The organism is Actinoplanes oryzae (assembly GCF_030757795.1).
Lineage (GTDB): Bacteria > Actinomycetota > Actinomycetes > Mycobacteriales > Micromonosporaceae > Actinoplanes.
In genome coordinates this window covers 1-6,657 of the sequence record NZ_JAUQWH010000277.1, presented here as the reverse complement: position 1 = coordinate 6,657, position 6,657 = coordinate 1, and the positions used below count along the sequence as shown (strand labels likewise).

8 protein-coding genes are annotated in these 6,657 nt (G+C 74.2%); 6 read left to right on the top strand and 2 right to left on the bottom strand.

Annotated elements, in window-relative coordinates:
* Positions 1-591: sensor histidine kinase (locus RBH18_RS42375; RefSeq protein ID WP_306216172.1), on the top strand; the 591-nt coding region annotated here is incomplete at its 5' end.
* Here the strand turns inward: RBH18_RS42375 and RBH18_RS42370 are convergent.
* Entirely contained in the window at positions 577-1,407 is an 831-nt protein-coding gene (locus RBH18_RS42370; protein ID WP_306216171.1) for a helix-turn-helix transcriptional regulator, read from the bottom strand. The two genes, RBH18_RS42375 and RBH18_RS42370, sit on opposite strands and share 15 nt — an antisense overlap.
* A gap of 86 nt (positions 1,408-1,493) precedes the next feature.
* Here RBH18_RS42370 and RBH18_RS42365 point away from each other — a divergent pair, with 86 nt between their 5' ends.
* The 4 genes from RBH18_RS42365 to RBH18_RS42350 all read left to right on the top strand — a co-directional run bounded on the left by RBH18_RS42365 (position 1,494) and on the right by RBH18_RS42350 (position 5,192).
* A complete protein-coding gene (locus RBH18_RS42365) occupies positions 1,494-2,417 on the top strand; it encodes an SDR family oxidoreductase (protein ID WP_306216170.1) in 924 nt (307 codons plus the stop codon).
* On the top strand, positions 2,414-2,965 hold the full coding sequence (locus RBH18_RS42360) for a nucleotidyltransferase domain-containing protein (protein WP_306216168.1): 552 nt from the start codon (positions 2,414-2,416) through the stop codon (positions 2,963-2,965). The genes RBH18_RS42365 and RBH18_RS42360 overlap by 4 nt, the downstream gene beginning before the upstream one ends.
* The gene (locus RBH18_RS42355; RefSeq protein WP_306216167.1) at positions 2,962-4,251 is read left to right on the top strand and encodes a M20/M25/M40 family metallo-hydrolase; all 1,290 of its coding nucleotides are present in this window, start codon (positions 2,962-2,964) and stop codon (positions 4,249-4,251) included. Before RBH18_RS42360 ends, RBH18_RS42355 begins: the two co-directional genes overlap by 4 nt.
* Positions 4,252-4,322: 71 nt before the next feature.
* Positions 4,323-5,192 (top strand): AraC family transcriptional regulator, encoded by an 870-nt coding sequence (locus RBH18_RS42350; protein WP_306216166.1) that lies wholly within the window; start codon positions 4,323-4,325, stop codon positions 5,190-5,192.
* A gap of 25 nt (positions 5,193-5,217) precedes the next feature.
* Here RBH18_RS42350 and RBH18_RS42345 read toward each other — a convergent pair whose 3' ends face one another.
* Positions 5,218-5,967: an oxidoreductase gene (locus RBH18_RS42345; RefSeq protein WP_306216165.1), complete on the bottom strand. Its 750-nt coding sequence runs from the start codon at positions 5,965-5,967 to the stop codon at positions 5,218-5,220.
* 43 nt (positions 5,968-6,010) lie between these two features.
* Between RBH18_RS42345 and RBH18_RS42340 the strand changes: the two genes are divergently transcribed.
* Positions 6,011-6,520: a TetR/AcrR family transcriptional regulator gene (locus RBH18_RS42340; protein WP_306216164.1), complete on the top strand. Its 510-nt coding sequence runs from the start codon at positions 6,011-6,013 to the stop codon at positions 6,518-6,520.
* Positions 6,521-6,657: the final 137 nt, after the last annotated feature.

The following is a 6,657-nucleotide window of genomic DNA, read 5'->3' as shown; positions in this document are numbered from 1 at the left end:
GCCGAGGCGGGCGAGCTCGACCCGCCGCAGCGCAAGATGCTGGACGTCATCGCCCGCAACACCCGCCGGCTGCGCGAGCTCATCGAGGACATGCTCACGCTTTCCAAGATCGAATCAGGCTCCTTCCGTACGTCCCGCAGCCCCGTCGATCTCGTCACGCTCACCGATCAGGCGCTCGCCGCCGTCGCCCCCGCCGCGGCCAAGGCCGGCGTGACCCTGTGCCGGGAGGTCGACGCGTCGCTCGAGCTGACCGCCGACACCGAGCAGCTGGATCGCGTACTCATGAATCTGCTCTCCAACGCGGTGAAGTTCACCCCCGCCGGCGGCACGGTCACGGTCTCCGCCCGGCGCGAGGGCGACGAGGTGCACCTGGCCGTCGCGGACACCGGCATGGGCATCCCGCCCACCGAGCAGGAGCAGCTCTTCGCCCGCTTCTTCCGCGCCAGCAACGCGATCCATCAGGCCATCCCGGGTACGGGCCTGGGGCTCGCCATCGTGCGCACCATCGTGGACAACCACCACGGCCGCATCGCCGTCGAGTCCACCGAGGGCGAGGGCACGACCGTCCGCATCGAATTACCGGTCCGGTGAGAAGGCGGACAGCAGCTGCAGCTTCTCGTGGCTCTCCGTGCCGGGCGTGGCGGTGAAGACGACGAGCAGGTGGGACTGGTTCGGATCGAGCAGGGCCTGGCAGGCGAGGTCGAGCAGGCCCAGCTCGGGGTGCAGGACGCGCTTGCCCTCGTCGAAGCGCACGCCGATCTCGCCCGCGTCCCAGTAGGAGCGGAACTCCTCGTTGCCGTCGAGCAACCGGACCAGCTGGGCGGCCTTCGAGGCCGGGCCGCGGCGCACGAGCACGTCGCGCAGGCCGGCGGTGAACGCGCGGGAGTGGTGGTCGTGGTCCTCGGCCGGGTAGCGCGCGCGAACCGAAGGGTCGGTGAACCAGCGGTAGCCCAGGCTCCGCGCGGGCCCGGTGTAGCGGGTGGCGTCGCCGTTGAGCGCGGCGCACATCGGGGTCTGGCGCAGCGTCTCGCCCAGCTCGGTGACGATCTCGGCCGGGCTGTCCCCGAGCCGGTCGAAGATGCGCAGCAGGCCCGGGCTGATGTGGTCGCCCGACACGCCCCGCAGCGGCGGGTGGTGCCCGGCCAGCCGGAACAGGTGGTCCCGCTCGTCCAGGGAGAGGTGCAGGCCCTGCGCGATCGAGGCGATCATCTGCTCGGACGGGTGCGGACCGCGCTCGCGCTCGAGCCGGCTGTAGTAGTCGGCGGAGATGTGGCACAGCGCGGCGACCTCCTCGCGGCGCAGCCCGGACGTGCGGCGGCGCTGCCCGCGCGGCAGCCCGACGTCCTCGGGTTGCAGGGCCTCGCGGCGGCGGCGCAGGAAGAGGGCGAGCCCGGGGCGATCGATCACCCGTTCGTTCTATCAGCGCCGGGGACGGCGTAGCCACGGATCGTCAGGCCGTGGATACCGCCGCGGCACCCGGGCAGCCTGAGGACATGACAAACTTTTCCGGAAAGCTCGCCGTCGTCACCGGTGCCAGCGACGGCATGGGCGTGCACATCGCCCGGCGGCTCGCGGCGGCGGGGGCCGAGGTCATCATGCCCGTCCGCAACCGGCGCAAGGGTGAGGCGGCGATCGCCTCGATCCGGCAGCAGCAGCCCGGAGCCGCCCTGTCGCTGCGCGATCTCGACCTGTCGTCGCTCGAGTCGGTCGCCGCGCTCGGCGAGACGCTGCGCGCCGAGGGCCGCCCGATCCACCTGCTCGTCAACAACGCCGGCGTGATGACCCCGCCCGACCGGCAGACCACCGCCGACGGCTTCGAGCTGCAGTTCGGCAGCAACCACCTCGGGCACTTCGCCCTCGTCGCCCACCTGCTGCCCCTGCTGCGCGCCGGGCGGGGCCACGTCACCTCCCAGATCAGCGTCGCCGCCAACTCCGGCGCCATCAACTGGGACGACCTCAACTGGGAGAAGTCCTACAACGGCGGGCGCGCCTACAGCCAGTCGAAGATCGCCTTCGGCCTCTTCGGGCTGGAGCTCGACCGGCGCAGCAACGCCGGCGCCTGGGGCATCACCAGCAACATCTGCCACCCCGGCGTCGCGCCGACCAGCCTGCTGGCCGCGCGCCCCGAGGTCGGCCGGGCCAAGGACACCCCTCAGGTGCGGCTGATCCGCTTCCTGAGCCGGCACAACATTCTGCTCGGCACCCCGGAGACCGCCGCCGGCCCGGCCCTGCTCGCGGCCACCTCGCCCGGCGGGCTCTTCTTCGGCCCGGCCGGCCCCGGCCACCTCGGTGGCGCCCCGGCCGAGCAGAAGCTCTACTCCCGCCTGCGCAGCACCGACGACGCCGCCCGCAGCTGGGCCGTCTCCGAGCAGCTCACCGGCGTCACGTTCCCGGCGGTGACTACGCTGGCCCGGTGACCCCGGATCTCGACGCCTGGGACGCCTGGGAGCCGCCGCTGGTCGCGGCCCGGCTCGCCGGCGTGGGCGTGCCCTGGTGCGTGGCGGGCGGCTGGGCGATCGACCTCTTCCTCGGCGAGCGGACCCGGCCGCACGACGACCTCGACCTGGCCGTCCCCGCCGCGTCGTTCCCGGCGGTCGCCGCCCGCTTCCCCGACCTCGAGTTCCACGTCGCCGGCGACGGCCAGGTGGAGCCGGTCACCCCGGCGGCGCTCGCCCGGCACTACCAGACATGGGCGCTCGACCCGGCGGCCGGGGTGTGGCGCTTCGACGTGCTGCGCGAGCCGTCCGACGGCGGCGTGTGGGTCGCGCGACGGGACGCGCGACTGCGGCGGCCGTACGGGGAACTGATCTGTTTCGACCGCGACGGGATCCCCTACCTCAGCCCCGAGGTGAACCTGTTCTTCAAGGCCGCGCTCGGCCGGGAGAAGGACCGGGCGGACTACGAGCGGGTGGAGCCGCTGCTGACCGGTGCGCAGCGGGCCTGGCTCGACGCGGCGCTGTCGTGACCGCGGTCGACGCCTTCCGGGAGCTGCTGCGGATTCCGGCCGTGGCCGGCGACGACGCGTTGCTGGACGAGTTGCTCGGCGCGCTGCGGCGGCGCTATCCGCTGCTGCACGAGCGGCTGGAGCTGACCCGGGTCGGGAGCCACGGGCTGCTGTTCCGGTGGGCCGGCGCGTCGGCCGAGGGGCCCGTGGTGCTCATGGCGCACCTCGACGTCGTGCCCGCGGAGGGCGACTGGACGCATCCGCCGTTCGGGGGCGACGTGGTGGACGGCGTCGTCTGGGGACGCGGGACGCTCGACTGCAAGGGCAGCCTGGCCGCCCTCTGCCAGGCCGTCGAGGACCTGCTCGCCCGCGGGGTGACGCCGGCGCGGGACGTGTGGCTGTCGTTCGGGTGCGACGAGGAGGTCGCGGGGGAGTCGGCCGGGCTGGCCGTGCGGGAGCTGACCCGGCGCGGCGTACGCCCGTGGTTCGTCCTCGACGAGGGCGGGGCGGTCGCGCACGACGCCTTCCCGGGCGTCGGGGTGCCGATGGCCGTCATCGGCGTCACCGAGAAGGGCATGACCTCGCTGGAGCTGCGGGTCGACGGCCGGGGCGGCCACGCGGCGACCCCGGCGCGCCACGGTCCGACGGCCCGGCTGGCCCGCGCGATCACCCGGCTCGACCGGGCCCCGATGCCCGCCGCGGTCCCGGACGCCACGGTCGAGCTGCTGCGGCGGGCGGCCCGGCACGCCAGGGGCCCGATCCGGTACGCCCTCGCGGCCGGTGTGCGCAGCCGGCCCCTGCTGGCCCGCCTGCTCCCGGCGGCCGGCCCCGAGGCGGCGGCCATGGTCCGCAGCACCATCGCCGTCACGACCCTGCGGGCCTCGCCGTCCCTCAACGTCGTCGCCTCGACCGCCACCGCCGGCGTCAACATCCGGGTCCTCGTGGGTGACACCGTGGCGGGTGTCGTCGCCCACGTGCGCAAGGTCATCGCGGACGACCGGGTCCACGTCCGGGTCCTCGAACAGGCCGAGCCGTCGCCGTCCGCCCCGCTCGACGAGGCGTTCGAGCTGCTGGAGCGTACGGTCACCGCGCACTTCCCGGCCGCCGTCACCAGCCCGTACGTGACGATGGCCGCCACCGACGCCCGCCACTTCACCGCGATCTGCCCGCGCGTCTACCGCTTCACGCCCTTCGAGATGACCCGGCAGCAACGCGAGGCCATCCACGGGGCCGACGAGCACGTCAGCGTCGCGGGCTTCCACACGGCGATCGCCTGGTACGCGACCCTGATCTCCGACCTCCCCTGATCACATCGGTCCGCGGTGATCGGGCGGGCGCCGGGCGCGGCCGGCGAGGGTGGATCTCGGAAGGAGACCTCATGATCACGGCACTCAACCGGCTGGTCGACCTCGTCGAGGAGCACCTGACGGGGGACTTCGACGTCCAGGCGGCGGCCCGGGAGCTCGGCACCACCGAGCACCACCTGCGGCGGATGTTCTCGTCGCTGGCCGGCATGCCGCTGTCGGAGTACGTGCGCCGGCGCCGCATGACCGTCGCGGCCGCCGACGTCGTCCGCGGCGAGCAGGACCTGCTGAGCATCGCCGTCCGGCACGGTTACGGCTCGGCCGAGGCGTTCGGCCGGGCGTTCCGGGCGGTGCACGGCGCCGGCCCGGGCGAGGTGCGCCGCGACGGAGGCCCCCTCCGGACCCAACCACACCTCAGGTTCCGCCTGACCGTCGAAGGGAGCGACCGCATGGACACCCGCATCGTCGACCACCCCGCGTTCCGCCTCGTGGGGCACGCCGCCCGCGTACCGCTGATCCACCAGGGGGTCAACCCGCACATCCAGCGGCACATCGCCGCGCTGCCGCAGGAGGAGCACCGTCGTCTGAAGGCGCTCGGCGACACCGAACCGGCCGGGCTGCTCGCGGTCAGCGACGACCTCGACCCCGACCGCGCCGAGGGCAGCGAGCTGACCCATCTGCACGGGGTCGCCGTCTCCGCGGCGACGCCGGCCCCCGGCGACCTCGACGTCATCGAGGTGCCGGCGGGCAGGTGGGCGGTCTTCCGGACCTCGGGGCCGCATCCGCAGACGCTGCAGCAGACCTGGGCCGCCACGGCCAGTGAGTGGTTCCCGGCCAACCCGTGGCGGCTGCGCCCGGGACCGGAGATCGTCGCGGTGCTCGACCGGGCGGACGATTTCAGCACCGCCACCTGCGAGCTCTGGCTGCCCGTCGAACCGGCGTAGCACTCGGCGGCATCCCCGCCGGGGGTCAGACCTCGGCGAGGATGCCGCCGTCGACGCGGAACTGGGCGCCGGTCAGCCACTTGGCGGCCGGGGAGGCGAGGAACGCGATCAGCTCGGCCGCGTCGCCGGGCTCGCCGGGGCGCCGCATCGGGACGTTCAGGGTGTTCGCCAGCTCGCGCTGGAACTCCACGAGCGGCAGGCCGCGCTGGTCGGCCAGGCGCTGGTGCTGAGCGACGGCTCCGGGGGTGGCGACGAAGCCGGGCAGGACGGTCACCACGCGTACGCCCGTGGGGCCGAGCTCGACGGCAAGCGCGCGGCTGTAGACGTTGAGGGCCGCCTTGGCCGCCGCGTAGGCGACCTGGACGGGCTGGGCCGTGCGGCTGGCGATCGAGGAGACGTGCACCACCACGCCGTGGCCGCGCTCGACCATGCCGGGCACGAGGACCCGGTCGAGGCGTACGGCGCTCATCAGGTTGGTGTGGAAGTCGGCCAGCCAGGACGCGTCGTCGCGGCCCAGCGCCGGCTGGGGCGCCGAGCCGGCGCCCGCGTTGTCGACGAGCACGTCCACGCCGCCGAAGCGCTCGATGACCTCCCGGCCCAGGCGCTCGGCGCCCTCGGCGGTGGACAGGTCCGCCTCGATGAAGGTCGCGGGCAACGCCTCGGCGGGGGCCTGCCGCGCCGCCGCGATGACGACCGCACCCCGCTCGGCGAAGCGCCGGACCGTCGCCGCGCCGATGCCCCGGCTGCCGCCGGTGACCAGAACTCTCTGCTCCATGCCCGGCACCATAGCTTACTTACGCGTAAGTAAGCTATGCGGCATGAGGCGGACCGACACCCGGGAGCGCATCCGCGCCACCGCGATGCAGCTGTTCATCACCCAGGGGTACGAGCACACGACGCTGGCGCAGGTGGCCGACCGGCTGGGCATCACCCGGCCCGCGGTCTACCACCACTTCCGGAGCAAGGAGGACGTGCTCACCGGGGCGTACGCCGACCTGCTGCCCCTGGTGACGGCGGCCGCCGGCGACCCGGAGCCGCTGGACCGGCTGGCCGAGCTGCTCGCCGGCGACTTCGGGGACCTGCTGACGTGCAGCCGCGTCAACGAGCACGCGCTGCAAGGGATGCCGGCCGCCGTGGGATTGCGGCGCGCCTTCGAGGAGCTGGCCGTCCGGGTCGCGCCCGGGGACGACGTCGAGTCCCGCATGCGCGGGCGGCTCGCGATCGACACGCTGATGATGGCGGCGATCCGGGGCGACCGGCTCGGCGGGACCGACACGGAGCGCCGCCGGGTCGCACTGCGGCTGGCCCGCTCCCTGGTGCGTCCTTAGGGTCTGTCCTGCCGATCATCGGCGGCCTGCGGCGGGCCCAGCTTCCGCCTCGCTGCGCGGTGCGAACGGCCCGATACAACCCCGGTATCGGACCGCCCGCCCCCCTTGCGACGCGAAACCTGGACCTCGCCTCGGCG

Coding starts and splice junctions, on each gene's coding strand:
- RBH18_RS42350 (WP_306216166.1), top strand. CDS start 4,323: ATGATCACGGCACTCAACCGGCTGGTCGACCTCGTCGAGGAGCACCTG.
- RBH18_RS42365 (WP_306216170.1), top strand. CDS start 1,494: ATGACAAACTTTTCCGGAAAGCTCGCCGTCGTCACCGGTGCCAGCGAC.
- RBH18_RS42340 (WP_306216164.1), top strand. CDS start 6,011: ATGAGGCGGACCGACACCCGGGAGCGCATCCGCGCCACCGCGATGCAG.
- RBH18_RS42345 (WP_306216165.1), bottom strand. CDS start 5,967: ATGGAGCAGAGAGTTCTGGTCACCGGCGGCAGCCGGGGCATCGGCGCG.